General features: G+C 67.6%; 21 protein-coding genes and 2 tRNA genes. 10 read left to right on the top strand and 13 right to left on the bottom strand.

What is annotated here, in order from left to right; genetic code table 11:
* Positions 1-48 precede the first annotated feature (48 nt).
* The 9 genes from L2U69_RS18995 to L2U69_RS18955 all read right to left on the bottom strand — a co-directional run bounded on the left by L2U69_RS18995 (position 49) and on the right by L2U69_RS18955 (position 7,642).
* Positions 49-1,632, bottom strand: a complete 1,584-nt coding sequence (locus L2U69_RS18995) for an alkaline phosphatase D family protein (protein WP_236108705.1) — start codon at positions 1,630-1,632, stop codon at positions 49-51.
* 76 nt (positions 1,633-1,708) lie between these two features.
* Positions 1,709-2,458: an NYN domain-containing protein gene (locus tag L2U69_RS18990; protein ID WP_236108704.1), complete on the bottom strand. Its 750-nt coding sequence runs from the start codon at positions 2,456-2,458 to the stop codon at positions 1,709-1,711.
* 175 nt (positions 2,459-2,633) lie between these two features.
* A complete protein-coding gene (locus tag L2U69_RS18985) occupies positions 2,634-3,248 on the bottom strand; it encodes an adenosylcobinamide amidohydrolase (RefSeq protein WP_268967460.1) in 615 nt (204 codons plus the stop codon).
* A gap of 50 nt (positions 3,249-3,298) precedes the next feature.
* Positions 3,299-4,174, bottom strand: a complete 876-nt coding sequence (locus L2U69_RS18980) for a 3-hydroxybutyryl-CoA dehydrogenase (RefSeq protein ID WP_236108702.1) — start codon at positions 4,172-4,174, stop codon at positions 3,299-3,301.
* Between the two features lie 54 nt (positions 4,175-4,228).
* Complete coding sequence (locus L2U69_RS18975; protein ID WP_236108701.1) at positions 4,229-5,149, bottom strand: electron transfer flavoprotein subunit alpha/FixB family protein; 921 nt, start codon at positions 5,147-5,149, stop codon at positions 4,229-4,231.
* A gap of 2 nt (positions 5,150-5,151) precedes the next feature.
* Complete coding sequence (locus tag L2U69_RS18970; protein ID WP_236108700.1) at positions 5,152-5,901, bottom strand: electron transfer flavoprotein subunit beta/FixA family protein; 750 nt, start codon at positions 5,899-5,901, stop codon at positions 5,152-5,154.
* Positions 5,902-6,190: 289 nt separating this feature from the next.
* A complete protein-coding gene (locus L2U69_RS18965) occupies positions 6,191-6,751 on the bottom strand; it encodes a cob(I)yrinic acid a,c-diamide adenosyltransferase (RefSeq protein WP_236108699.1) in 561 nt (186 codons plus the stop codon).
* Between the two features lies 1 nt (position 6,752).
* Positions 6,753-6,947 (bottom strand): twin transmembrane helix small protein, encoded by a 195-nt coding sequence (locus L2U69_RS18960; RefSeq protein WP_236108698.1) that lies wholly within the window; start codon positions 6,945-6,947, stop codon positions 6,753-6,755.
* A 53-nt stretch (positions 6,948-7,000) separates the two neighbouring features.
* Positions 7,001-7,642 carry an alpha/beta hydrolase gene (locus L2U69_RS18955; RefSeq protein WP_236108697.1) on the bottom strand — a complete coding sequence of 214 codons (642 nt, stop codon included), beginning with the start codon at positions 7,640-7,642 and terminating at the stop codon, positions 7,001-7,003.
* A 130-nt stretch (positions 7,643-7,772) separates the two neighbouring features.
* On the opposite strand from L2U69_RS18955, the gene L2U69_RS18950 reads away from it, so the two are divergent.
* Complete coding sequence (locus L2U69_RS18950; RefSeq protein ID WP_236108696.1) at positions 7,773-8,987, top strand: glycosyltransferase family 4 protein; 1,215 nt, start codon at positions 7,773-7,775, stop codon at positions 8,985-8,987.
* Between the two features lie 100 nt (positions 8,988-9,087).
* Here L2U69_RS18950 and L2U69_RS18945 read toward each other — a convergent pair whose 3' ends face one another.
* Positions 9,088-9,846 (bottom strand): enoyl-CoA hydratase/isomerase family protein, encoded by a 759-nt coding sequence (locus tag L2U69_RS18945; RefSeq protein WP_236108695.1) that lies wholly within the window; start codon positions 9,844-9,846, stop codon positions 9,088-9,090.
* A 125-nt stretch (positions 9,847-9,971) separates the two neighbouring features.
* Here L2U69_RS18945 and L2U69_RS18940 point away from each other — a divergent pair.
* Positions 9,972-10,046 (top strand) — tRNA-Thr (locus tag L2U69_RS18940).
* A gap of 96 nt (positions 10,047-10,142) precedes the next feature.
* Here L2U69_RS18940 and L2U69_RS18935 read toward each other — a convergent pair.
* Positions 10,143-11,252 (bottom strand): hypothetical protein, encoded by a 1,110-nt coding sequence (locus tag L2U69_RS18935; RefSeq protein ID WP_236108694.1) that lies wholly within the window; start codon positions 11,250-11,252, stop codon positions 10,143-10,145.
* Positions 11,253-11,419: 167 nt separating this feature from the next.
* Between L2U69_RS18935 and pncA the strand changes: the two genes are divergently transcribed.
* On the top strand, positions 11,420-12,025 hold the full coding sequence (gene pncA / locus L2U69_RS18930; RefSeq protein WP_236108693.1) for a bifunctional nicotinamidase/pyrazinamidase: 606 nt from the start codon (positions 11,420-11,422) through the stop codon (positions 12,023-12,025).
* 18 nt (positions 12,026-12,043) lie between these two features.
* Positions 12,044-13,336 (top strand): nicotinate phosphoribosyltransferase, encoded by a 1,293-nt coding sequence (pncB, locus tag L2U69_RS18925; RefSeq protein ID WP_236108692.1) that lies wholly within the window; start codon positions 12,044-12,046, stop codon positions 13,334-13,336.
* 60 nt (positions 13,337-13,396) lie between these two features.
* Here pncB and L2U69_RS18920 read toward each other — a convergent pair whose 3' ends face one another.
* The gene (locus L2U69_RS18920; protein ID WP_236108691.1) at positions 13,397-14,296 is read right to left on the bottom strand and encodes a metal-dependent hydrolase; all 900 of its coding nucleotides are present in this window, start codon (positions 14,294-14,296) and stop codon (positions 13,397-13,399) included.
* Between the two features lie 432 nt (positions 14,297-14,728).
* Between L2U69_RS18920 and kdpF the strand changes: the two genes are divergently transcribed.
* From kdpF to L2U69_RS18890, 6 genes are read left to right on the top strand one after another with little or no spacing between them, the layout of a single operon-like run.
* Positions 14,729-14,818: a K(+)-transporting ATPase subunit F gene (kdpF, locus tag L2U69_RS18915; RefSeq protein ID WP_236108690.1), complete on the top strand. Its 90-nt coding sequence runs from the start codon at positions 14,729-14,731 to the stop codon at positions 14,816-14,818.
* A gap of 1 nt (position 14,819) precedes the next feature.
* Positions 14,820-16,523, top strand: coding sequence for a potassium-transporting ATPase subunit KdpA (kdpA, locus tag L2U69_RS18910; protein WP_236108689.1), 1,704 nt, complete (start codon positions 14,820-14,822; stop codon positions 16,521-16,523).
* Positions 16,524-16,533: 10 nt separating this feature from the next.
* Positions 16,534-18,573: a potassium-transporting ATPase subunit KdpB gene (gene kdpB / locus L2U69_RS18905; protein ID WP_236108688.1), complete on the top strand. Its 2,040-nt coding sequence runs from the start codon at positions 16,534-16,536 to the stop codon at positions 18,571-18,573.
* Between the two features lie 14 nt (positions 18,574-18,587).
* Positions 18,588-19,157, top strand: a complete 570-nt coding sequence (gene kdpC / locus L2U69_RS18900; protein ID WP_236108687.1) for a potassium-transporting ATPase subunit KdpC — start codon at positions 18,588-18,590, stop codon at positions 19,155-19,157.
* A 15-nt stretch (positions 19,158-19,172) separates the two neighbouring features.
* The gene (locus L2U69_RS18895; protein WP_236108686.1) at positions 19,173-21,863 is read left to right on the top strand and encodes a sensor histidine kinase; all 2,691 of its coding nucleotides are present in this window, start codon (positions 19,173-19,175) and stop codon (positions 21,861-21,863) included.
* Positions 21,856-22,560 carry a response regulator gene (locus tag L2U69_RS18890; protein ID WP_236108685.1) on the top strand — a complete coding sequence of 235 codons (705 nt, stop codon included), beginning with the start codon at positions 21,856-21,858 and terminating at the stop codon, positions 22,558-22,560. The genes L2U69_RS18895 and L2U69_RS18890 overlap by 8 nt, the downstream gene beginning before the upstream one ends.
* A gap of 94 nt (positions 22,561-22,654) precedes the next feature.
* Here the strand turns inward: L2U69_RS18890 and L2U69_RS18885 are convergent.
* A tRNA-Met gene (locus L2U69_RS18885) sits at positions 22,655-22,731 on the bottom strand.
* Between the last annotated feature and the right edge of the window lie 70 nt (positions 22,732-22,801).

Below are 22,801 nucleotides of genomic sequence, written 5' to 3'. Positions count from 1 at the left end.
TAAAAAATGGCGAAGCGGCGCCCCGGTCGTATCGGATATCGAGAGGATTCAGGCTTCGGGCGTCAGATCCGTCGCCCACAGCTTGTCGCCCGCGATATCCATCAGGGTCACGGTCATGACCTCGGTCTTGCCGTCGATCCGGACATGGCCGAAGAACTGCATGCCGTCCGACGGCGGCAGGTTCACCTGGCCCTCTTCCGGCGCCTTCACATATTTCAGCTCGGGGCCGAAGGTGTCGTCCAGCGCGTTCGGGCCGAAGGTTCCGGCGTTCAGCGGGCCCGAGACGAATTCCCAGAACGGCTTGAAGTCGGTGAACTTCGCCTTTTCCGGATTGTAGTAATGGGCCGCCGTATAATGGACGTCGGCGGTCAGCCAGACCACGTTCTTCACGTCGTTGGCCTTGATGAAGGCGAGGAGCCCGGCGATTTCCAGCTCGCGGCCCTTGGGCGCGCCCATGTCGCCATTGGCGACCGCTTCCCACTGCGCGATGCCCTCGGCGGTCTTGCCGTCCGGCACCTGGAGGCCGATCGGCATGTCGGCCGCGATGACCTTCCAGGTCGCGCGCGACGCCAGCAACCGCTGCTTCAGCCAGCGGATCTGCTGCTGGCCGAGGAACGCGGTTTCGTCCGAGGCCTCGTCCTGCAGGTTCGCGGTATTGGGGCCGCGGAAGCTGCGCATGTCGAGGAAGAAGACGTCGAGCATCGGGCCATAGGGGATATGGCGGTGGATCTTCACCTCGCCGCTCTCGGTGCCCATGATCGGCGCATAGTCGAGGAAGGCACGGCGCGCGCGGGCGGAAAGCAGCGCCGCCGACTTCACCGCGTAGCGTTCGTCGGCGGCGGCGATCACTTCCTGCGGATACCAGTTGTTGGTGGTCTCGTGGTCGTCCCACTGGAAGAAGGTCGGGACTTCGAGGTTCATGGCGCGGACGTTCGCGTCCATCAAATTGTAACGATAGGCGGCACGGTACTCGTCCAGCGTCTCGGCCACCTTGTGCTTGCCCTCCAGGGTGACGTTCCTCCAGGTGGTGCCGTCCGGCAGCGCGACCTCGGCCTTGATCGGGCCGTCGGCATAGATGGTGTCGCCCGAATGGATGAAGAAATCGGGCTGGGCCTTGCGGATCTCCTCGTAGATCTTCATGCCGCCGAAATCGGGATTGATGCCCCAGCCCTGGCCGCAGGTATCGCCCGACCAGGCGAAGCTGACGTCGGTGCCGGCGGTGGGCCGGGTGCGGAAGCGGCCGGTCACCGGCTCGGACACGGCGTTGATGTCCTGCAGGTCGACGAAGGACGCACGCCAGAAGATCCGCTGGCCGTCGGGCAGGCCGTCGACCGTGACGCGGGCGGTGTAATCGTCGACGTCCAGGGTGGCCGGGCCCATGACCTTGCTCGAGCGGGCGAAGCTCTCGGTCGTCGACCATTCGACCATCAGGCGCGCCGGGCGGTCGGCGCGGGCCCAGAGCACGGCCTTGTCGCCGATCACGTCGCCGGTCTGGATGCCGTGGGTGAATTGCGGGCGCCCGCTCATGGCGAAGGCGCGCCAGGGGCGGGCGGCCATAAGACCGGCGGCACCGGCGACGAGCGGCGTCTTGAGGACGAGGCCGCGACGGGTGAGGACATGGCGTTCGGACATGGGAACCTCCGTCTGAAGAAGACGGGGGCGGACGTTAGTCCCGTCCCGTGCCAGGGCGATAACCGATCGGTTAATCTTATGTGGCTTCCTGGTTACCCTTGCCCTTGCGCCCCCTCGGCTTCGCCGGCTTCAGGCGCAGGCGCAGATTGCCGTCCGGCCCCTCGCCCATCTCGAAGGCGGCAAGGCTGCGCACCAGGTCGCTGAGCTTGCGGAAGCCGAAATTGCGCGGGTCGAAATCGGGCGCCAGATTGGACAATTGCTTGCCGATCGCGCTGAGCGAAACCCAGCCCTCGTCGTCGTCCTCCTGCGACAGCGCCTTGCGCAGCAGATCCGCCGCATGGCCGGCCGGCTGGGCGGTTGCCTTGGCCGCCTTGCCCTCCTGCGGCAGCAGGTTCTCGGTATAGATGAAGCGGCGGCAGGCCTGACGGAAGCTTTCCGGCGTCTTCTGTTCGCCGAAACCATAGACATCCACCCCCTGCTCGCGGATGCGCGCGGCGAGACGGGTGAAATCGCTGTCGGAGGAGACGAGGCAGAAGCCGTCGAAGCGCCCGCTGTGCAGCAGGTCCATGGCGTCGATCACCAGGGCGATGTCGGCCGAATTCTTGCCGACCGTATAGGCGAACTGCTGCTGCGGGATGATGCCGTGGCGCGCCAGTATGTCGGCCCAGCCCTTGGAGCGGCCGGACGAGAAGTCGCCATAGATCCGCCGCACGCTGGCTTCCCCCAGGGTAGCGATCGTTTCGAACAGCGCCTCCGCGATCCTGGGCGACGCATTGTCCGCGTCGATCAGGACGGCGAGACGGGGTGAACGGCCTTCCTGCGCCATGAGAGCTCCCGCGTTTTCTCTCTTCGAGTCTTAGAGGGGATCGTGCCTCGTTTGAACAGCGAAGATGGCCATCTATCCGCCGCGTCGTCCCGGCGAAGGCCGGGACCTCATGACGAGAAGGCGCCCGTTTCCGAGAAAGGTCCCGGCCTTCGCCGGGACGACGGGTAACGGTGCGCTACCCCCGCCGTTCCGCCAGCCAGTCCGCGACGCCGGCGCGGATGGCGGCAAGAGTGGCGGCGCCCAGGGCTTCGCCGATGGCGGTGTGCATGCCTGCGAAGGGGGACGGTTCCCCCGTAGCCGGACAGGCGATCACGATGCAGTCGGTACCGGTACCGGTGACCGGCGGGGCGTCGGCATCCGGGCGATAGCCGCCTTCGAGGATGGCCATTGTCCTTGCTTCCGCCGCGATGGACATGGCCTCCAGCATCGCCGCTTCGGTCAGGGCATGATCGACATGGACCAGCAGGTTGACCGTGCCGAGGGGACCGGGCCGGCCGGGCCGTCGCCGCCCGACCGTCTCGCCATTGGTGAGGCCGACGGTGGCGAGGCAGGTGGCGGTCACGTTCCCGACCCAAGCGGTGCCCGTGAAATGGCGGCGGATGTCGCGCGACGTCATCATGGCGACGGCATCGAGCGCGCCGATGGCGGCAAGCCCGTCGCGCAGCAGGGCCAGGGCGTCGACGTCGGGCCCGAGATCGGCATTGCGCACCTCGCGCCAGACCACGCGATCGACGGTCTGGAAGCCGGGCCTGTGCGGCGCCCAGCTCGCCACGCGACAAGGCCCCGGCAGACGGACCGTCAGCCAGGGCTGTTCACAACGGACCTGGAAGGCGTTCGATATCAGCGGGTCGGAACCGGCGCGTCGCCGCGATAGTCGTAGAAGCCGCGCTTGGTCTTGCGGCCGAGCCAGCCGGCCTCGACATATTTCACCAGCAGCGGGCAGGGCCGGTATTTCGAATCCGCCAGGCCCTCGTGCAGCACCTGCATGATGGCGAGGCAGGTGTCGAGACCGATGAAGTCGGCGAGCTGCAGGGGGCCCATCGGATGATTGGCGCCGAGACGCATGGCGGTGTCGATCGCCTCGACCGAGCCGACACCCTCGTAGAGCGTATAGACCGCCTCGTTGATCATCGGCAGCAGGATGCGGTTGACGATGAAGGCGGGGAAATCCTCGGCCGCGGTCGGCGTCTTGCCGATGTTGACGGCGAATTCCCGGATGACCTGATAGGTGCCCTCGTCCGTGGCGATGCCCCGGATCAGTTCGACCAGCTTCATGACCGGCACCGGGTTCATGAAGTGGACACCCATGAAATGCTCCGGCCGGTCGGTGATGGCCGCGAGGCGGGTGATGGAGATCGACGAGGTGTTGCTCGCGATCAGGGCGCTTTCCTTCAGCTTGGGGCAGAGGGTGGTGAAGATCTGCTTCTTCACCGTCTCGTTCTCCGAAGCCGCCTCGATCACGAGATCCGACTCGTGGAAGGCGCCGAGGTCGTCGGTCGGCACGATGCGCTTCAGGGCCGCGTCACGGTCCGCCTCGGAAATCAGGTCCTTGGCGAGCTGGCGGTCCATATTGCCGGAAATGACCTCGAGCGCGGCCTTGGCACGCTCGAGGCTGATGTCCGACATGACCACGTCGTAACCCGCGAGCGCACAGACGTGGGCGATCCCATTGCCCATCTGGCCGGCACCGATGACACCGATAGCCTTGAGCGCCATTGAGATACCCCGTCCGTTGCTCGCGTTTACGATAAGCCTAGCAGATGATCCGCGTTACTTCGACAGTTCCGCTTCGAGTTCCGGCAGGGCCTTGAACAGGTCCGCCACCAGACCGTAGTCGGCGACCTGGAAGATCGGCGCCTCTTCGTCCTTGTTGATCGCGACGATGACCTTCGAGTCCTTCATGCCGGCGAGGTGCTGGATGGCACCCGAGATACCGACGGCGATGTAGAGCTCCGGCGCCACGATCTTACCAGTCTGGCCGACCTGATAGTCGTTCGGCACGAAACCGGCGTCGACCGCCGCGCGCGAGGCGCCGACGGCGGCGCCCAGCTTGTCCGCGATCTTGTCGAGGAGGTGGAAATTGTCGCCCGACTGCATGCCGCGGCCGCCCGAGACGACGACGCGGGCCGAGGTCAGCTCCGGACGCTCCGACTTCGACAGCTCGGCGCCGACGAAGCTGGACAGGCCCGGATCGCCGGCGGCGGCGACCGCCTCGACCGGCGCGGAGCCGGACATGCCGACCGCCGGGAAGGCGGTGGTGCGGACGGTGATGACCTTCTTCGCATCCGACGACTGCACGGTCGCCAGCGCGTTGCCGGCATAGATCGGACGCACGAAGGTATCGCCCGAGACGACCTTCACGATGTCCGAGATCTGGGCGACGTCGAGCAGCGCGGCGACGCGCGGCATGACGTTCTTGCCCGAGGTGGTGGCCGGCGCGACGATATAGTCGTAACCGCCCGCGATCGAGACGATCAGGGCCGCCAGCGGCTCCGCCAGGCGGTTGGCATAGGCCGCGTCGTCGGCCGACAGCACCTTGGCGACATCGTCGATCTTCGCGGCTTCGTCGGCGCCGCCACCGGCGACCAGGACATGGATGTCACCGCCGATTTCCTTGGCGGCGGCGACGGCGTTCAGGGTGGCCGGCTTCACGCCGGTCGAATCGTTCTCGGCAAGGACGAGGATCGCCATGATCAGAGCACTCCCGCTTCGGTCTTCAGCTTCTCGACGAGGGTCGCGACGTCCGGCACCTTGATGCCCGCGCTGCGCTTCGGCGGCTCTTCGACCTTCAGGGTCTTCAGGCGCGGCGCGATATCGACGCCGTAGTCGGCCGGGGCCTTTTCGGCCAGCGGCTTCTTCTTCGCCTTCATGATGTTCGGCAGCGAGGCATAGCGCGGCTCGTTCAGACGCAGGTCCGAGGTCACGATGGCCGGCAGCTTCAGCGACAGGGTCTCGAGACCGCCGTCGACTTCGCGGGTCACTTCCGCAGAACCGTCGCCGATCACGACCTTCGAGGCGAAGGTCGCCTGGCCCCAGCCCAGCAGCGCCGAGAGCATCTGGCCGGTCTGGTTGCTGTCGTCGTCGATCGCCTGCTTGCCGACGATCACCAGCCCCGGCTGCTCCTCGTCGACCACGCCCTTCAGCAGCTTGGCGACGGCGAGGGGCTGAACCTCTTCGTCCGTCTTGATCAGGATGCCGCGGTCGGCGCCCATGGCGAGCGCGGTGCGGATCGTTTCGGCCGCCTGGGCGGGGCCGATGGAGACCACCACGACTTCCGTCGCCTTGCCCGCTTCCTTGAGGCGGATCGCCTCTTCGACCGAGATTTCGTCGAAGGGGTTCATCGACATCTTCACGTTGGCGAGGTCGACGCCGGTATTGTCCGCCTTCACGCGGATCTTGACGTTGTAGTCGACCACCCGCTTCACGGGCACCAGGACCTTCATGGGATTTTTGCTCCGCCCTGTTTATTGGGAACTGTTCGATACCAGGACCACCAGGCCCGGGAGAAGTGCCGGGGCGCCCGGGTCCGCAACAGACCCGACACCCCTTTGCCGCGCCGCACCATAGAAATTGGAGCCGGCTCTGTCAACGAACCGCAAAAAGCGCCGAAAAGCGCGCTCCAACGACCCTGGCCGGCCGCTCCCGGGGCCTTTGGGCCCCCGCAGCGGGCCATAGTGGCAGGGAATTCCCCTTTGGCAAGTCGAAGCGACTCCAGGTCGCAGGCTTTGGCGATCAGCGGTTGGCGCCGGGAACCCAGAGCACGTCGGCGGCGCCCCTGTCGTTCAGGTGGCGGCCGAGGACGAAGAGATGGTCCGACAGGCGGTTCACATAGCGCAGCGCCGCCATGTTGATCGCCTCGACCGCGGCCAGGGCGCTGATGCCGCGCTCCGCGCGCCGCGCCACCGTGCGCGCCAGATGGGCATGGGCGGCCGCCCGGGAGCCGCCCGGCAGGATGAAGGAACGAAGCGGCGGGATCTCGGCGTTCATCACGTCGATCTCCGCCTCGAGGCGGGCGACCTGGGCATCGACGATGCGCAACGCGCCCTCGATGCCGTCGGGGGTCGCGAGATCGGCGCCGAGATCGAAGAGATCGTTCTGGATCCGGCTGAGCATGGCGTCGACTTCCGCCAGATCGGCCGTCTCCAGCCGGATCAGGCCGATCACCGCATTCAATTCGTCGACATCGCCATAGGCGGCGACGCGATCGGCGTGCTTGGCGACGCGGCTGCCGTCGACCAGGGAGGTCAGGCCCTTGTCGCCGCCGCGCGTGTAGATCTTGTCCAGCTTCACCATGTCAGCGCCCCATCAGCCACAGCGCGAGCAGGAGCAGGATCAGGGCGATGCCCTGCACCAGCACGCGCATCTGCATCAGCTTGTTGGAGAAACGGCGATCCGGCCCGCCGCGCAGCAGCGTCAGCACCCCGAGGACCAGGATGACGACCAGCGCGACGAAGGCGAGCGGTATGAAGAAGGAGAGAAGTGCGGACATGGTGAACAGGGTATAGCGCGCACCCGCGCCGAGGGGAATGGCGCCGTCGCGCGTCAGCCCGCCAGTTCGGCGATGGCGGCTTCCATGCGGGCGATGTCGGCCGGCGACGACAGGCGGTGATCCGCGCCCTTGACCAGGGTCAGGGTGGCATCCGCCGATTCCACCGCGCCGAGCAGTTCCGCCGACAGCGCCCAGGGCACGTCCGTGTCGCGGTCGCCGTGGATCATGCGCAGGGGACAGCGGATCGCCACCGCGCCCCGGCCGAGGATCAGATGCCCGCGCCCCTCCTCGATCAGGCCGCGGGTGATCTCATAGCCGTCCGGATCGTAGTCCGAGAGATCGACGATGAAGCCGTCGCGGGCGAGGGCGGCACGGTCGGCGTCGGTCAGGCGCGCCTCGATCAGGCGGCTGGTGAAATCGGGCGCGGCCGCCAGGGTGACGAGGCCCGCCACCCGGTCCGGCCGGGCGAGCGTCAGCAGGGCGGCGATCCACCCGCCCATGGAGGAGCCGACCACGACCTGCGGCCCCCGGGTCACCTGATCGAAGACGGCGAGCGCGTCGCCCAGCCATTGCCCGATGGTGCCGTCCGCGAACCGGCCCCCGGACGCGCCGTGGCCCGAATAGTCGAAACGGGTGAAGGCACGCCCCGCGCGCCGGCAGAAGGCGTCGAGGGCCGTCGCCTTGGTCCCCGTCATGTCGGACTTGAAACCACCAAGGAACAGTACACCGGGTGATTTCCCGCCGCTTGTGTGATAGGCGATCGAAGGACGCCCGTCTCGCGGCAGACGCGAAGGGGCGATGGTGGATGGGGTTTCGGCGGTCTTCATGAGCGATACATATACCGGCATGGGCGGGGATGCCACGGCGGCGGACGACGGCGACGGCGTGCCGCCACCGACACTGGGGCGCGTGCCGCGCGTGCTGCAGGTCCTGCCGGCGCTGGGCGCGGGCGGGGTCGAACGGACGGCGGTCGATGTCGCCGCCGGCCTGACCGCCGCCGGGGTCGAGACCTTCGTCGCCTCGGAGGGCGGGCGCATGGTGCACGACCTCGAACGGGTGGGCGCCAGGCACATCACCCTGCCGCTGGCGACCAAGAACCCGCTTCGCATCCGCGCGAACGCCCGGCGTTTGGCCGAAGCGATCGACGCCCACGGCATCGAACTGGTCCACGCCCGTTCGCGCGCGCCGGCCTGGAGCGCGCGCATGGCGGCGCGGAACGCCGGCCTGCCCTTCGTCACCACCTATGCCGGCACCTACAACGAGAATTTTCCGGGCAAGCGGCGCTACAACGCCATCATGGCCTCGGGCGACGTGGTGATCGCCAATTCCCATTTCATCGCCGAACATGTGCGCGAACGCTATCCCCGCGCCGTGAACCGGCTGGTCACCATTCCGCGCGGCATCGACATCGACCTGTTCGATCCGAGCCGCGTCAGCCCCGAACGGGTGATCGCCGTCGCCCGAAACTGGCGCCTGCCGGACGGTCCCCGCGTCATCCTGATGCCCGGCCGCCTGACCCGCTGGAAGGGGCAATTGTTCCTGCTCGAGGCGCTGGCCAAACTGGGGCGGCGCGACATCGTCTGCTTCATCGTCGGCGACGACCAGGGCCGGCGCAAATACGCGCGCGAAGTCGAGGAAACGGTGACCCGTCTCGATCTCGGCGGGGTGGTGCGCATCGTCGGCCATTGCCGCGACATGGCGGCGGCCTACATGCTGGCCGACGTGGTGGTCGCGCCCTCGCTCGAACCGGAGGCCTTCGGCCGCATCCCTGTGGAAGGCCAGGCCATGGGCAAGCCCGTGGTGGTGACCGACCACGGCGGTTTCCGCGAGACCGTGATCCCCGGCGAAACCGGCCTCCTGGTGCCGCCCGGCGACGTCGATGCCCTGGCCCGGGCACTGGGCGACGCCCTCGCCCTCGACGCCACGGCCCGCCAGGCGCTGGCGGGCCATGCCCGAGCCCATGTCGCCGACACCTGGACGGTCGCCCGCATGGTGCGCTCGACGATCGTGGTCTATCGCGGCCTGATGGCGCTGCGCTGACTTCTCATCGTCGTCGCCCCGGCGAAGGCCGGGGCCTTTCGACGGATGAGTGCCTTCTCGTCGTGAGATCCCGGCCTGCGCCGGGACGACGATGTCCCTATTACCGCCCCTCGAAGACCGCCTTGCGCTTCTCGGCGAAGGCCTTCAGGCCTTCCTGATGATCGGCGGAGGCCCAGCAGGCGGCGATGCGGGTGGCCGTGGCCTCGGCATCCAGCGTGCCCCGCGCGATGCCGTTCAGCGCCTGCTTCATGCCCTGGATGGCGAGCGGCGCGAGGCCGGCGATGCGCAGCGCCAGCGCCTCGACCTCGGCGTCCAGATCCTCGCGCTTCACCATCCGGTCGAGGAAGCCGACCTCGACCAGCTGCGGGCCCGCCAGTTCCTCGACCGAGAGGACGAGGCGCTTGGCCACCGAAAGCCCCAGGCATTCGATCATGCGGGTCAGGCCCTTGACCGGGTAGTGGATACCGAGGCGCGCGGGCGGCACGAACATCTTCATGCCCTCGACGCCGATCCTGAAATCCGCCACCAGGGCGATTTCGACGGCGCCGCCGAAGATGCCGCCGTTCAGGGCCGCGATGACCGGGATCTTCATCGCTTCCAGCTTGTCGACCAGGCCTTCGAGCGCGCCTTCGCGCTGGGTGCCGCCGGCGAGGTCGTTGATCGAGACGCCGGAGCAGAAGCTCTTCGCCGTGCCGCCCGAAAGCACCAGCACCCGGATCGCGGGATCGGCCGCGACGGCGTCCAGATGGGCGCCGAACAATTCGAGATCCGCCTTCTCGAGCGCATTGTGGCGCTCCGGCCGGTTGAGGGTGATGGTGGCGCGGGCGCCTTCGACGGCGAGGAGGACGGTGTCGGTCATGGCGAGCAACCTAGCGATTCGCGTGCGCCGCAGCAACCGGCCCGCATCCCCGTCGCGAAGGCCACGCCGGACTTGCGAAGCGCGCCCATCTTGGCTATAGCAGGCGCCTTCGAGACTCCCTGCCTGCCGGCGTAGCTCAGGGGTAGAGCAACTGATTCGTAATCAGTAGGTCGTCAGTTCAATTCTGACCGCCGGCACCAGCGACGGAACGTCGCCCGGGATTTCCCCAGCAACGGAACGTCGCCTGAGATTGCCAACGGGAACGTTTCCCGGGCGCCTCGCGCCTCTCGCGATCCTCAGGATTCTCCCTTTTTCTTCCGCCCGGCGCCGAGGATCCGCTTTCCCCATTTGACCAGGGGGCGATGCCAGGGACGTCGGCGCGGTGTCGCCGATGCCTGCTTGGACCGGGGCGCCTGCCTGCGCTTTTCCGACTGCACTTCCATCTGCGCGCGGGCGGCTTCGATCTCGGCCGCCGAGTCGATCGCCGCGGCTGTCGCCACGCGGGCCCCGGGGGCCACTGTTTCCATGATGCGGTTCATCATGATCCGGCCGAAGAACGGGTTCATGTGGCCGATATCGTCAAGCCGCTCCCTTATGTGCGGATCGTCCGGCCCGATATGCGCGGCCTGGGAAAGTTCCTCGCGGGTGAAGATGCGGTCGGCGACGGTCTCTTCCGGCTGTTCGATCAGCAGGATCCCCTCCGGCCGCAGCAAGACCCTGATGCGCTCCATCACGACCCGCACCAGGTCTTCGTCGCCGTTCCGCCGAATGGCGGCCAGACCCTTGGCGATGGCCAGCTTCTTCTTCGTGCTGATCCGGAGCGCGGCCTTGCGCTTCAGCGGGACCCAGCAGAGATGGACCGGATCCGACACCACCGTCTTGACCATGCTGGCCAGCCGCAGCGCCAGCGAATGTTCGCGGAGGTCGGCGATCACCATCTGCGCCAGGACGTCCAGCGACACGAAGGGGACTTCCTTTTTCGCCGGCCCGTTGTTCATGACGGTGCGGTACCGATCGTAGATCCGTGTCAGCAGCACGATGTCGAAGCCGAGACCGACGACCACGAAGCGGTCATAGGCGGTCAGGTCGATGGAATCCCGCCCCCCGCTGTGGCGCACGAAAGTGTCGAGCAGTTCTCCAAACTGCGTCTTGATGAAATGTCCCTCGAGATAGGCATGTTCGTATCGATGGCCCAGGCCGATGAACATGGTGATGTCCACGTCGGGATAATCGGCCGCCATGCCGTCCCAGCCCCTCTTCAAAGCGGCGAGATGTGAATTGCCGATAAAGCAAAGTTTCTGAGTCATACGGAACGGTTCCAGCCTAGCCCCCCCAACGGCATGGCCATTTCCCGGACCCCTTGGAATGCTTCCGGTCGAAAGTGGCCAGCGCGCGAACCTTACCACGGCCCGTCAAGGCATCGCGACCCGCATGCCCACGCCGGTCGTTCGCGGCGGGCGGCGGGCCGCGCCAGGCTTCGCCGCCTTGACCGATCGCCCCCGCGACGCGCGTTCCCATTGACCCGGTCCCTCCCCGTCCTTACCGATAGGAAAGCGACGGGAGGGAGAAGACCATGGAAACGACCGGCGCGCTGGTCGCGATCGACGTTCAGAACGATTTCTGCCCCGGCGGGGCCCTGGCGGTCGCCGGCGGCGACACGGTGGTGCCGCGGGTGAATGCGCTGATGGCGTCTTTTCCCGTCGTCGTCCTGACCCAGGACTGGCACCCGTCCGATCACGCCTCCTTCGCCGCCAACCATCCGGACGCCGAACCCTTCTCGGTGAAGCCCATGCCCTATGGCCCGCAGGTGATGTGGCCCGTGCATTGCGTGCAGGACACGCCGGGTGCCGCCTTCCATCCCGATCTCGATACCGGGCGCGCCCATCTGGTGGTGCGCAAGGGCTTTCGCCCCGCCATCGACAGCTATTCCGCATTCTTCGAAAACGACCGGACGACGCCGACGGGGCTCGAAGGCTATCTGCGCTCGCGCGGGGTCGACACCGTGACCTTCGCCGGCCTCGCCACCGATTTCTGCGTCGCCTGGTCGGCGCTGGATGCGGTGCGTCTCGGCTTTTCCGTGACGGTGCTGGAAGGGGCCTGCCGGGCGATCGATCTCGACGGCAGCCTGGCCGCCGCGCGGGAGAAAATGCTGGCCGCCGGCGTCATGCTGGAGCCCTGACATGCCAGGAACCCCGACATGATCGACATCGCGACACGGGTCTGGAACCACAAGTGGAAGATCGATCCGGTCGTCCGCTCCCTGATCGACACCGATTTCTACAAACTGCTGATGTGCCAGTCGGTGTTCCGCAACAAGCCCGACACGCGGGTGGTGTTCAGCCTCTACAACCGCTCCACCGCCGTGCCCCTGGCGGATCTGATCGACGAGGGCGAATTGCGCGAACAGCTCGATCACATCCGGAGCCTCAGCCTCAGCCGGGGTGAGAGCACCTGGCTGCGCGGCAACACCTTCTACGGCAAGCGCCAGATGTTCCGCCCCGACTTCATGGAATGGTTCGAGGCCCTGCGCCTGCCGCCCTATCACCTCGAGAAGCGCGACGGACAATATGAGCTGACCTTCGAGGGCACCTGGCCGGAAGTCATGCTGTGGGAGGTGCCGGCGCTGGCCGTCCTGATGGAATTGCGCGGGCGCGCCGTGCTGCGCCGCCTGAAACGCTTCGAGTTGCATGTGCTCTACGCCCGCGCGACGACCAAACTGTGGCAGAAGATCGAGCGCCTGCAACGCCTCGACGGCCTGCGCATCGCCGATTTCGGCACCAGGCGGCGCCACAGCTTCCTGTGGCAGGACTGGGCCGTGCAGGCCATGATCGAGGGGCTGGAAGGCGCCTTCACCGGCACCTCGAACTGCCTGATCGCCATGCGCCGCGACATCGAGGCGATCGGCACCAACGCCCATGAACTGCCCATGGTCTATGCGGCGCTCGCCGGCGACGACGCCGCGCTCGCCCGCGCCCCCTATGACGTGCTGGCCGACTGGCAGGAGGAGCACGACGGCAATCTGCGCATCATCCTGCCCGATACCTATGGCACCGAAGGGTTCCTGGAGCATGCCCCCGACTGGCTGTCGGCCTGGACCGGCATCCGCATCGATTCGGGCGATCCGGCGACGGGGGCGGAGACGGCGATCCGCTGGTGGCAATCGCGCGGCGAGGACCCGCGACGGAAACTGGTGATCTTTTCGGACGGGCTGGACATCGACACGATCGAGGACCTGCACCGCCGCTTCCACGACCGGGTGAAGGTCTCGTTCGGCTGGGGCACGCTCTTGACCAACGACTTCCGGGGCCTCGTGCCCGGCGACGAACTGGCGCCCTTCAGCCTGGTGTGCAAGGCGGCTTCGGCCGACGGCCGGCCGACGGTGAAACTGTCCGACAATCCCAACAAGGCCATGGGCCCCGCCGCCGAAGTGGCGCGCTACAAACGCGTCTTCGGCGTCGGCGTCCAGGACGCCCAGGACGTGGTGGTCTGATCGGGGCGATCCGCGGGCCCGACTGTCGCGGCCTTCTTCCCGCCGCTTGGGCGGCAGGCCTTAGTTGGCCCGCAGGATGAGGTCCATCTTCTCGCGGTCGATGGCGAGGACGTCGCCGCCGTTGCCCTCGAACTTGCGCCAGGCGACCGCGATCGGGTTCTGCCGGTCGGTGACCAGCGGGTGATTGCGCGGGTGATACCGCCTGGACATCACGGGCTTCGCCAGCCACAGCATGTGCAGCAAGGTGCCGGTGACGAATTTCACCGTCTTCAGGGCCCGCCACGGATTGCGCAGATAGCCGCTCTGCCTGGCCATGTGGAAATAGGCGCGCAGGGTCTCGCCCGCGATGTGCTTCAGGGCGACCAGCACCATGTATTTGCGGTACCACTCGTGCTTACCGTAGAGCTTCTTGTAGACGTCGAAGGCGACCGCGCCGTGCTCGACCTCCTCGACCTGGTGCCAGACCCACATGGCCTTGATGGTCGGATCGGAATCCGAGAACCATCTGTCGTAATTGTCCAGCACGACCATGCCGGCGAGGAAGGTGAAAGTCTCGTAGCCGGCGGTGAAGGCGGCCTGACGGCGCGGCGAATCCGTCTTCAGGCGGGCCATGAAAAAATCGCGCGCCTCGGCATCGAAATCCGCTACCCGGGGATAGGTGGCGGCCAGGAACCTGTTGTAGGCGATGAAGTTCTTCGCGTGATGGGCTTCCTGACCGATGATGCCCGACATCGCCTCGCGCAGTTCGGGATCGTCGACCAAGGCCTTGGCCCGCCCCAGCACCCGCACCAGATAGCGCTCGAAATAGGGCACATGGATGCCGAGCGCGTTGAGAAACATGGAGAATTCGGGGCAGGATCGGCTCCATACCGGATCGGCCCCCGCCAGGCCGTCGACATCGAACTGCAGCGGCCGGACCGGAAAATGGTCCATCGGATGACGCGGGCTCTCTCCCGACATGACATGCCTCCCTCGTCTTGTTCTTTGTCGGAGAGTATAGCGCAACCCGCGAAACGAACCGCCCCACCGTTCGGGGGGGTGTTCAACCGTGTTCGATCATGGCGGGGAAGGTCGCCGGGTGAAAACTCCGCGCGGCTTCCTTCCGTTCCTCCGTGATTTTCATCGCTGGGGGCCTGAAAGCGTTTCCGGCGGCCGTGGCGTCGCCCGACGCCTCGATGACCACGGAACTCCCCATCGACCGAAAAAGACCATCGCGGGCAAAGGCACCCACCCGAATTTTGCCAGCGCGCCTTTAGGTTCAGTGGGGTGATGTTGACGACCTCTTTCTCATGGAGGTCCCCCCGTGGATTTCATTCTGATCGCGGCCACCTGCGCCTTCTTCGGTGCCTGTGCCGCCTATGCCGTCGCCTGCGACGGGCTGTGAGAGGCGTCATGACCATCGACCTCCTCCTCGGCGGCGGCGTGGCCGCCTTTCTCCTCGTCTATCTCGCGGTCGCGCTGATCAGGCCGGAGAGATTCTGACATGACCGCGAACGGCTGGCTGCAGATCGCCGTCTTCTGCGCCCTCGTGCTTGTCCTCGTGCGCCCCCTCGGGGGGTACATGGCCCGTCTCTTCTCGGGCGAGCGCGTCTTCCTTTCCCCCGTCCTCGGCCCGGTTGAACGCGTGCTCTTTCGCGCCGCCGGCATTTCGGCGAAACAGGAACAGGGCTGGATCGCCTATGCCCTGTCCATGCTGGCCTTCAACCTGGCGGGCCTGCTGATCACCTATGTCGTCCTGCGATGCCAGGACATGCTTCCCTTCAACCGCCAGGGCCTGCCGGGCCTGCCGCCCGATCTCGCCTTCAACACGGCCGTCAGCTTCACCACCAATACCAATTGGCAGGCTTACGGCGGCGAGACGACCATGAGCTATTTCAGCCAGATGGTCGGCCTCACCGTGCACAACTTCACCTCGGCGGCGACGGGCATCGTCCTCGCCATCGCCTTCATCCGCGCCTTCTCGCGCGCCACGGCGAAGACCCTCGGCTCCTTCTGGGTAGACCTGACGCGTTGCACCCTCCATCTCCTGCTGCCGATGGCCATCGTTCTCGCCCTCGTCCTGGTATGGCAGGGCGTGCCGCAGAATCTCGATCCCTATGTCTCCGCGACCACGGTCGAAGGGACGCGGCAGACGATCGCCCAGGGGCCGGTGGCCTCGCAGGTCGCGATCAAGATGCTGGGCACCAATGGCGGCGGCTTCTTCAACGCCAACGCCGCCCATCCCTACGAGAACCCGACCCCGCTCTCCAATCTCCTGCAGATGGTGGCGATCTTCGCGATCGGCGCCGGCCTCACCAATACCTTCGGGCGCATGGTGAAGGACGAACGTCAGGGGTGGGCCATCCTGTCCGCGATGGGCGTGATGTTCCTTGCCGGCGTCGCCATCGCCTATGGCGCCGAAGCGAGTGGTAATCCGCTGATCACCGCCCTGGGCGTCGACGGCGGCAACATGGAGGGCAAGGAAGTCCGCTTCGGCATCGCCAATTCCGCGCTCTTCGCGACGGCGACCACCGGCGCTTCCTGCGGTGCCGTCAACGCGATGCATTCGAGTTTCACGCCGCTCGGCGGCCTCGTGCCCCTGATCAACATGCAGCTCGGCGAAATCATCGTGGGCGGTGTCGGCGCCGGCCTCTACGGCATGCTGCTCTTCGTCGTGCTGGCGGTCTTCATCGCCGGGCAGATGGTCGGCCGCACGCCCGAATATCTCGGCAAGAAGATCGAGAGCCGCGAGGTCCGCCTGGCCTTCCTGGCGCTCCTCGTCCTGCCGCTCGCCATGCTGGGCTTCACGGCGGTCGCCGCGATCCTGCCCGAGGCGCGGGCGAGCCTCGCCAACGCCGGTCCCCACGGCTTTTCCGAGATCCTCTATGCCTATACGTCGGCCGGCGCCAACAACGGCTCGGCTTTCGCGGGGCTCAATGCCAATACGCCGTTCTTCAACCTGACGCTGGGCCTGACCATGCTGATCGGCCGCTTCCTGATGATCGTGCCGATGCTCGGCGTCGCCGGCGCCCTCGTCGCGAAGAAACGCCTGCCCCCTTCGGCCGGCAGTCTGCCCACTCATACGCCCCTTTTCGTCGGCCTGCTGGTCGGCGTGATCCTGGTCGTCGGCGGGCTTGAATTCATGCCGGCCCTTGCCCTCGGCCCTGTGGTCGAACATTTCGCCCTCGCGGCCGGCCAGACCTTCTGAGGAAACCTTCATGTCCATTGCACATGACGACCGTGGCCGCGCCATGCCGGGCGCCGGCTTCATGGCACGGGCGCTTGGCGACAGCATCCGCAAGCTCGATCCGCGCACGCTGATCCGCAACCCCGTGATCTTCACGGTGGAGATCGTTTCGGCGCTGGTTACCGTGGTCTTCCTGCGGGATCTTGCCGACGGCGGCGACGCCGGGTTCAGCGGTCAGATCGCCGCCTGGCTCTGGTTCACGGTATTGTTCGCCAATTTCGCCGAGGCAGTCGCGGAGGGACGCGGCAAGGCACAGGCGGCCTCGCTCCGCCGGACTCGCGCCGAGACCGTCGCCAGGCGGCTCGGCGACGACGGCTCGGTCGAACAGGTGCCGGGCACGACGCTGCGCGCCGGGGACCTGGTGCTGGTCGAGGCGGGCGACATCATCCCCTCCGACGGCGAGGTGATCGAGGGCATCGCCTCGGTCGACGAGAGCGCGATCACCGGCGAATCCGCTCCCGTGATCCGCGAGTCCGGCGGCGACCGCTCCGCCGTCACCGGCGGCACCCGCGTCATCTCCGACCGGATCACGGTGCGCATCACGGCGGCCGCCGGCAACACCTTCCTCGACCGCATGATCGCTCTCGTCGAAGGCGCGCGGCGGCAGAAGACGCCGAACGAGGTGGCGCTCTCGATCCTTCTTGCCGGTCTCACCCTCATCTTCGTGATCGCCACCGCGACGATCGAGCCTTTCGCCCGCCATGCCGGCGGCTCCGTTCCGATCGTGCTGCTCGCCGCGCTCTTCATCACCCTGATCCCGACCACGATCGGCGGCCTGCTGTCCGCCATCGGCATCGCGGGCATGGACAGGCTGATCCGCTTCAACGTACTCGCCACCTCGGGCCGCGCGGTCGAGGCCGCGGGCGACGTCGACACCCTGCTTCTCGACAAGACGGGGACGATCACCCTCGGCAACCGGGTGGCGACCGAATTCATCGCCATGCCGGGGATCGACCTGTTCGACCTCGCATCCGCCGCCCAACTCGCCTCGCTGCGCGACGAGACGCCGGAGGGACGCTCGATCGTGGTCCTGGCCAAGGAGAAATACGGCATACGCGCTCACGAAATGAGCGAACTGAATGCCCGCTTCGTCCCCTTCACCGCGCAGACCCGCATGAGCGGCGTCGACCACGGCGACGTCGCCATCCGAAAGGGCGCCATAGACGCCATCGAGGCCCTGGTCGACGGCACCGCGATTCCGAGGGACTGGTCGGTCGCGGTCGAACGGATCGCGCGCACGGGCGGCACGCCGCTGGGCGTGGTCCGGAACCGCAGGCTTCTCGGCGTCATCCACCTGAAGGACGTGGTGAAGGGGGGCATCCGCGAGCGTTTCGCCGAACTCCGCGCCATGGGCATCCGTACCGTGATGATCACCGGCGACAATGCCCTGACCGCCGCCGCGATCGCGGCCGAGGCGGGCGTGGACGATTTCCTCGCCCAGGCGACGCCGGAGAACAAGCTGGACCTGATCCGCCGGGAGCAGGCCCAGGGCCGTCTGGTCGCCATGTGCGGCGACGGCACCAACGATGCCCCCGCCCTCGCCCAGGCCGATGTCGGCGTCGCCATGAACACCGGCACCCAGGCCGCGCGCGAGGCCGGCAACATGGTCGACCTCGACAGCGATCCGACGAAGCTGATCGAGATCGTCGGCATCGGCAAACAGATGCTGATGACGCGCGGCAGCCTGACCACATTCTCGATCGCCAACGACGTCGCCAAATATTTCGCCATCATCCCCGCAATTTTCGCGGCGACCTATCCGCAGCTCGGCGCCCTCAACGTCATGGGCCTGGCCACGCCGGCAAGCGCCGTCCTTTCGGCCATCGTCTTCAATGCGCTGATCATCGTGGCGCTGATCCCTTTGGCGCTTCGGGGCGTGCGCTACCGGGCGGTCGGGGCCGCCGGCCTGCTGCGCCGCAATCTCGCGATCTACGGGTTCGGCGGCGTCCTGCTGCCCTTCGCCGGCATCAAGGCGATCGATCTCGTCGTCGCCGCCCTCGGCCTCGCCTGAGCAAGGAGATTCTCATGCTCTCGATCCTTAGGCCCGCCCTCGTGCTGGTCGCGGCGCTGACCGCGATCACCGGCGGCCTCTATCCCGCGCTGGTCACCGGTCTTGCCGGGGCCGTCTTTCCCGATCAGGCGCATGGCAGCCTGGCAATGGATGCCCAGGGCCGGATCATCGGCTCGCGCCTGATCGGCCAGGGCTTTGCCGGCGACGGCTATTTCCATGCCAGGCCGTCGGCCGCGGGCGCGGAAGGCTGGGATGCCGCCGCCGCCTCGGGCTCCAACCTGGGACCGACCTCGAAAGTATTGTTGGACAGGGTGCGGCAGGGCGTCGCCGCCGCCCGCGCCGACGCGGACGGCCCGGTTCCGGTCGATCTGGTCACGGCCTCCGGCTCGGGCCTCGACCCCGACATCTCGCCGGCGGCCGCCTATTTCCAGGCCGACCGGGTGGCCCGCGCGCGCGGTTTGGGCCCGGCCGAGGTGCACGGCCTGATCGCCGGCCATATCCGGCCGCGACAGTTCGGCTTCCTCGGCGAGGCCCGCGTCAACGTGCTGGAACTCAATCTGGCCCTTGATAAGATGGCGCCCTGATTTCGGGAGTCCATCTTGCAGGACGAAGACGCCCGCCCGGCCCCCGAAGCCCTGCTGGCCGAGGCGGCGGCCGAGCGGCGCGGCAAGCTGAAAGTCTTCCTCGGCGCCGCGCCGGGCGTCGGCAAGACCTACGCCATGCTCGAGGCGGGCCATGCCCGCCGCCGCGACGGCGTCGACGTCGTGGTCGGCGTGGTCGAGACCCACGGGCGACGCGAAACCCAGGCCCAACTCGCCGACCTCGAGGTCGTCCCGCGCCGCCGGGTCGACTACCGCGGTCGCGTCATGGAGGAAATGGACCTGGATGCCGTGCTGGCGCGCCGCCCGCAACTCGTCCTCGTGGACGAGCTCGCCCATACCAATGTGCACGGCTCGCGCCATCCCAAGCGTTACCAGGACGTCCGGGAACTGATCGCGGCGGGCATCGACGTCTACACGACGGTCAACATCCAGCACCTGGAGAGCCTGAACGACGTGATCGCCCAGATCACGCGGATCCGGGTGCGCGAAACCTTGCCGGACAATGTCCTCGAGGCGGCCGACCAGATCGAGCTGATCGACCTGACGCCCGAGGATCTCCTGAAGAGACTGCGCGAGGGCAAGGTCTATCTGGGCGATCAGGCGAGCCGGGCGGTGCGCCATTTCTTCTCGCCGGGCAATCTGACCGCGCTGCGCGAGCTCGCGTTGCGCCAGGCCGCGGCACGGGTCGACGACCAGATGGTCCACTACATGCGTGCCCATGCCATCAGCGGCCCCTGGCCGGTCGGCGAACGTCTCCTGGTCTGTGTCGGCCCTGGTCCGTCCTCGGCCCGACTGGTGCGCACGGCGGCCCGCATCGCCGAACGGCTGCACGCCCGCTGGTTCGCCGTCCACGTCGAGACGCCCGGCAGCGAACATCCGAACGACGCCGCCCGCGACCGGCTCGCCGATACCCTGCGCCTGGCGGAACAGCTCGGCGCGGACGCCCTGTCGATTCCCGGCGCCGACGTGGCCGAGACCCTGATCGCCGCCGCGGCCGAACGCAATGTGACGCGCATCGTCATCGGCCGGTCGCGGCGCGGCCGGTGGAGGGCGCTGTGGTCGGGCTCGCCGGTGCAACGGTTGCTGCGTCTCGCCGGGCCGATCGAAATCCTCGTGCTGCCGGACCTCGCCGCGGAGAAGCCGGCGGCGCCACCGCGCACGGAACGCCGTGCCATCGACCCCCGGCCCTATTTCTGGAGCGCCCTGATGGTGGCCGGCGTGACCGGCGCCGCCCATCTGGCCGCGGGGGTCGGCAGGAACACCAATTCGACGCTCTCCCTCGTCTTCATCGCGGCGGTGATCGCGTCCGCGCTGAACTTCGGGTTGCTGCCCTCGCTCGCCACGGCGGTGCTGGCCACCCTTGCCTTCAACGTCTTCTTCATGCCCCCGCTCTACGCCTTCACGGTGGCGGATCCGGCCAATATCGTCACCCTCTTCGTCTTCCTCGGCGTCGCCGTGCTGCTCTCCGGCCTCGCGGCGCGCAGCCGCCTGCTGACGGAGACGGCGCGGAAGCGCGAGGCCGCCGCGGCCGCCCTCTATTCCTTTGCCCGGAAACTGGCCGGGGTCCGGGCGCTCGACGATCTGCTCTGGGCGGTCGCCCATCAGCTCGCCGCCATGCTGAAGGTCAAGGTGGTGATCCTGCTGCCCGACGGCGTGGGGTCGCTGTCGATCCGCTCCGGCTATCCGCCCGACGACCGGCTGACCGACGCGGAACGCGCGGCGGCGCAATGGTCGTGGGACCATGGCCGCCCCGCCGGACGGGGAGCCGACACGCTCCCCGGGGCCGAGCGCCTGTTCCTGCCGCTGAGGACCGCTTCCGGTCCGGTCGCCGTGATCGGTATCGAGAGCGAGGCGCCCGGACGGGCGCTGTCCGCCGAGACGCGGCGCCTGGTCGATGCCCTGTGCGACCAGGCGGCGGTGGCGATCGAGCGGGTCGCCCTCATCGACGAGTTGGACGAGGCCAGCGTGAAGGCGCGGTCGGAGCAGCTCCACGCCTTGCTCTTCGCCTCGATCAGCCACGACCTGCGCACGCCTCTCGCCTCGATTCTGGCGGCCGCGACGACGCTTCGCCGGGACCACGACCGGCTGGCCCCGCCGGCCCGCGACGACTTGCTGGCGACGGTCGAGGAGGAGGGCGAGCGGCTGAACCGCTTCGTCGGCAATCTCCTCGACATGACCCGGCTCGAAGCCGGCGCGCTCGAGCTCAGGCGGGACTGGACGTCGATGGCGGACGTCGTCGCCACGGCCATTCGCCGTGCCGGCGGGATGCTCGGCCGGCACGAGGTGATGATCGGGATCGAACCCGGGCTTCCGCCACTTCGCCTGGACCATGCGCTGATCGAGCAGGTGCTGATCAACCTCCTCGACAACGCCCGGAAATATTCGCCCGAGACCGGCCGGATCACGGTGAGCGTCTCCCGTGCCGGCGATTTCATCGAGACCGCGGTGACCGATCAGGGCGCCGGCATTCCGGAGGCCGAACGGGATCTGATCTTCGACAAGTTCTACCGCGTGCGGGCGGGCGACCGGCGGGTCGCGGGCACCGGTCTCGGCCTCGCCATCTGCAAGGGTTTCGTCGAAGCCCATGGCGGCAGGATCGAAGCGCTGGCGGCGCCGGACGGCACCGGCACCACGATCCGCTTCGCCCTGCCGACCGGATCCTCGCCGCCGGTGCCGGCCGATGGCTGAGCCCACCGTCCTGGTGGTCGACGACGAGGCGCCGATCCGCCGCACCCTGCGCACGATCCTCGAAGCCCACGGCTATCATGTCTTCGACGCGCCGTCCGCCGCCGACGCCCTTCGCCGCGTCAGGACCGAGCGGCCGGATCTGGTGCTGCTTGATCTCGGGCTGCCGGATCGCGACGGTATCGAAGTCCTGAGGGAACTCCGCGCCTGGTCCGCCGTCCCGGTGGTGATCCTGTCCGCGCGGGGCGACGAGGCGGGCAAGGTGAAGGCTCTCGATCTCGGCGCGGACGACTATGTGACCAAGCCCTTCGGTACCGGCGAACTGCTGGCCCGGCTGCGCGCGGCGCTGCGCCACCGTGCCCAGAGCGCGCCGGCCCCCGTCTTCGAGAGCGAAGGCCTGCGCATCGACGCCGCGGCCCGGATCGCCACGGTGAACGGCCGGACGGTGAGGCTGTCGCGGCGCGAATGGGACGTGCTGCGCGTCCTGGCGATGGACGCCGGCAGGGTCCTGACCCACCGCCAGATCCTGCACAAGGTCTGGGGCCCGGCGCAGGAGGGGCAGACCCAATACCTCTGGGTCTACATCGGCCATCTGCGCGACAAGCTCGAGCCCGACCCTTCCCGACCGCGCTTCATCCTGACCGAACCCGGCATCGGCTACCGCCTCGTGCGCGCGGAAGAAGACGTCTCGGGACGGTAGCCCTCCGCTCGCTGACGTCGCCGCCGCAGGAGACATCCAGGCAAAACAAAAGCCCCAGCGACTCGTCGAGTTTGCTGGAGCTTTTGTTTTGACTTGGTTGCGGGGGCCAGATTTGAACTGACGACCTTCAGGTTATGAGCCTGACGAGCTACCGGGCTGCTCCACCCCGCGGTGTGGGTGAGGACGTTGTGAGGTTTTTGTCTGTTTTGCAGGCCTGGCGACGACCTACTCTTCCGACGCT

This window comes from Zavarzinia marina, from assembly GCF_021568905.1.
Lineage (GTDB): Bacteria > Pseudomonadota > Alphaproteobacteria > Zavarziniales > Zavarziniaceae > Zavarzinia > Zavarzinia marina.
The sequence above is the reverse complement of the archived record's forward strand: the minus strand, read 5'-3'. Positions and strand labels throughout refer to the sequence as shown.

What these genes read in the sequence shown, in the direction of transcription:
- L2U69_RS18995 (WP_236108705.1), bottom strand. Translation starts at nt 1,632, where the DNA reads ATGTCCGAACGCCATGTCCTCACCCGTCGCGGCCTCGTCCTCAAGACG.
- L2U69_RS18990 (WP_236108704.1), bottom strand. Translation starts at nt 2,458, where the DNA reads ATGGCGCAGGAAGGCCGTTCACCCCGTCTCGCCGTCCTGATCGACGCG.
- L2U69_RS18980 (WP_236108702.1), bottom strand. Translation starts at nt 4,174, where the DNA reads ATGGCGCTCAAGGCTATCGGTGTCATCGGTGCCGGCCAGATGGGCAAT.
- L2U69_RS18975 (WP_236108701.1), bottom strand. Translation starts at nt 5,149, where the DNA reads ATGGCGATCCTCGTCCTTGCCGAGAACGATTCGACCGGCGTGAAGCCG.
- L2U69_RS18970 (WP_236108700.1), bottom strand. Translation starts at nt 5,901, where the DNA reads ATGAAGGTCCTGGTGCCCGTGAAGCGGGTGGTCGACTACAACGTCAAG.
- L2U69_RS18965 (WP_236108699.1), bottom strand. Translation starts at nt 6,751, where the DNA reads ATGGTGAAGCTGGACAAGATCTACACGCGCGGCGGCGACAAGGGCCTG.
- L2U69_RS18960 (WP_236108698.1), bottom strand. Translation starts at nt 6,947, where the DNA reads ATGTCCGCACTTCTCTCCTTCTTCATACCGCTCGCCTTCGTCGCGCTG.
- L2U69_RS18955 (WP_236108697.1), bottom strand. Translation starts at nt 7,642, where the DNA reads ATGACGGGGACCAAGGCGACGGCCCTCGACGCCTTCTGCCGGCGCGCG.
- L2U69_RS18950 (WP_236108696.1), top strand. Translation starts at nt 7,773, where the DNA reads ATGAGCGATACATATACCGGCATGGGCGGGGATGCCACGGCGGCGGAC.
- L2U69_RS18945 (WP_236108695.1), bottom strand. Translation starts at nt 9,846, where the DNA reads ATGACCGACACCGTCCTCCTCGCCGTCGAAGGCGCCCGCGCCACCATC.
- pncA (WP_236108693.1), top strand. Translation starts at nt 11,420, where the DNA reads ATGGAAACGACCGGCGCGCTGGTCGCGATCGACGTTCAGAACGATTTC.
- pncB (WP_236108692.1), top strand. Translation starts at nt 12,044, where the DNA reads ATGATCGACATCGCGACACGGGTCTGGAACCACAAGTGGAAGATCGAT.
- L2U69_RS18920 (WP_236108691.1), bottom strand. Translation starts at nt 14,296, where the DNA reads ATGTCGGGAGAGAGCCCGCGTCATCCGATGGACCATTTTCCGGTCCGG.
- kdpF (WP_236108690.1), top strand. Translation starts at nt 14,729, where the DNA reads ATGACCATCGACCTCCTCCTCGGCGGCGGCGTGGCCGCCTTTCTCCTC.
- kdpA (WP_236108689.1), top strand. Translation starts at nt 14,820, where the DNA reads ATGACCGCGAACGGCTGGCTGCAGATCGCCGTCTTCTGCGCCCTCGTG.
- kdpB (WP_236108688.1), top strand. Translation starts at nt 16,534, where the DNA reads ATGTCCATTGCACATGACGACCGTGGCCGCGCCATGCCGGGCGCCGGC.
- kdpC (WP_236108687.1), top strand. Translation starts at nt 18,588, where the DNA reads ATGCTCTCGATCCTTAGGCCCGCCCTCGTGCTGGTCGCGGCGCTGACC.
- L2U69_RS18890 (WP_236108685.1), top strand. Translation starts at nt 21,856, where the DNA reads ATGGCTGAGCCCACCGTCCTGGTGGTCGACGACGAGGCGCCGATCCGC.